The sequence below is a fragment of the Bacillus sp. MBGLi79 genome, assembly GCF_002953915.1.
In genome coordinates this window covers 3,513,466-3,515,527 of sequence record NZ_CP026521.1, presented here as the reverse complement: position 1 = coordinate 3,515,527, position 2,062 = coordinate 3,513,466, and the positions used below count along the sequence as shown (strand labels likewise).

Sequence of the window (2,062 nt, the reverse complement as noted above, 5' to 3'; positions counted from 1 at the left end):
ATACTGCTGATAGCACTTTTTATAACCATAAGTCAAATTTATTTACTGTTCCTCTTAATTATGCTTTTTTCACCCTTGGGCTTCTTGGCTTCTGGAATTTCTCAGCCTGTTTAATTTCTTTCCGCTCTTGTGACAGAGATTTATACAACGATACAAGCATGAAAATCACGACGACTGAGAACGGCAGTGCGGCCAGGATGGCGGTGTTTTGCAGGGCCGATAGTCCGCCTGAATACAGAAGCGCCGCAGCCATTGCTGACTGGATGATTCCCCATGATATCTTGACCGAATTCGCAGGATTCAGTGAACCGTAAGTCGTTTGCATGCCGAGAACAAATGTTGCCGAGTCTGCGGAAGTGATAAAGAATACGGCAATGAGCACCAAGGCAATGATAGATGTAATCATCGCCAGCGGATAGTGGTCAAACATGCCAAACAGCATCGTGTCTGTAGACAGTTTTGCAACGTTAAAAGTCCCTTTTTGCTGAAGATCCATCGCTGAAACCCCGAAAATTGAAAACCATAGAAACGCCAGCACAGTAGGGGCAAACAATACGGCAATCAAAAATTCCCTGATTGTGCGCCCCCTTGATACGCGGGCGATGAAAATACCGACAAACGGCGACCAGGAGATCCACCAAGCCCAGTAGAAAATCGTCCATGAATTGATCCATTCACGGCTGTCCGGATCATTAGGCGCAAGGCGGAAGCTCATTTGCACCACGTTGGAGATATACGTTCCGATCGTGTCCGTAAACGAGTTCATAATCAACACTGTCGGTCCCACGAACAGCATAAAGATCATCAGGATGCCGGCCAGCACCATGTTCGTATTGCTCAAGTACTTGATGCCTTTTCCGATACCGCTCCATGCGGAAATTAAGAACAGCACGGTAACGACTGCAATAATTGCCAGCTGCACTTGAAAGCTGTTCGGTACTCCGAATAGATAATGGAGTCCGCCGTTGATCTGCGTGGCGCCGATTCCGAGACTAGTCGCTACACCGACGACGGTTGCGAAGACAGCGATGCAGTCAATCCCTTTTCCAAGCGGTCCGTTGACTTTGTCGCCGAAGACCGGAAACAGCGTCGCGCTGATCAAGCCAGGCGCGTCTTTTCTGAATTTAAAGTACGCGATGCAAAGAGCAACGATCGCATAGATCGCCCATGCATGCAATCCCCAGTGGAAAAATGTATACCTCAGAGAATCTCTGAAGGCCTGGGCTGTTTCTGTTTCACCTGATGGAGAGCTAATGGCAAAATGGCTGATCGGTTCAGCCGCGCCATAAAATACGAGACCAATGCCCATACCTGCGCTAAAAAGCATGGCAAACCAAGATAATCGAGAGAATTCAGGTTTTTCTTCAGGTTTCCCTAATTTGATCTTTCCGATCGGACTGAAGATCAAAAAGATGCTGAATGCGACAAACAGAGAAACCACCAATAAATAATACCATCCTAGTGTGTTCGTAACATAACCTTGAATCGAAGTCGTTAACGCCTGAAGGTTATCAGGAGCAACGATTCCCCATAATACAGCTGCTGCTGTGATAACAATCACAATCCAAAAAACGCTTGAAATATTTTTCAAAATCATCCTCACCCTCTAATCATTTTTCGTCCTTACTCCCATCATTATGTTTAGTATGAGTTGCACATATAAAATTCATTCTCTCTCAGGAAGTTTGACCTAGCTTCCCCTATTACCCCACAATCAGGTGAAACAAAACTCTTTAACCGTAACATACTTTTCAAAAAAGGCACAAGTCTCAGCACTGCGCTGAAACTCTGCCATTCCACATTTGTCAAGGGTTTGGAGCAATTTTATTTTTTTCTTCGGCAAAGTGAAAATTCGCCTGCATTCATGCCTGCAAGTCTGCCTGTGACAAGCGCGGATGTGATATTGTACCCGCCCGTATAGCCGTGAATATCGAGGATTTCCCCGCAGAAATAAAGCCCCTCCTTTTTTTTGGACGCCATTTTTTTTGGATCGATTTCTTTTACGGAAACCCCTCCGCCGGTCACAAAGGCTTTGTCAAGCGAAAGAGTGCCGTTCACGTTG

The 2,062-nt window shown here is 45.9% G+C and carries 2 protein-coding genes; both read right to left on the bottom strand.

Annotated elements, in window-relative coordinates:
- Positions 1–58: 58 nt before the first annotated feature.
- Positions 59–1,594 carry a glycine betaine transporter OpuD gene (locus C1T29_RS17965; protein WP_103750260.1) on the bottom strand — a complete coding sequence of 512 codons (1,536 nt, stop codon included), beginning with the start codon at positions 1,592–1,594 and terminating at the stop codon, positions 59–61.
- Between the two features lie 230 nt (positions 1,595–1,824).
- Positions 1,825–2,062 (bottom strand): NAD(P)/FAD-dependent oxidoreductase (locus tag C1T29_RS17960; RefSeq protein ID WP_208945521.1); only part of this gene is annotated, 238 nt, incomplete at its 5' end.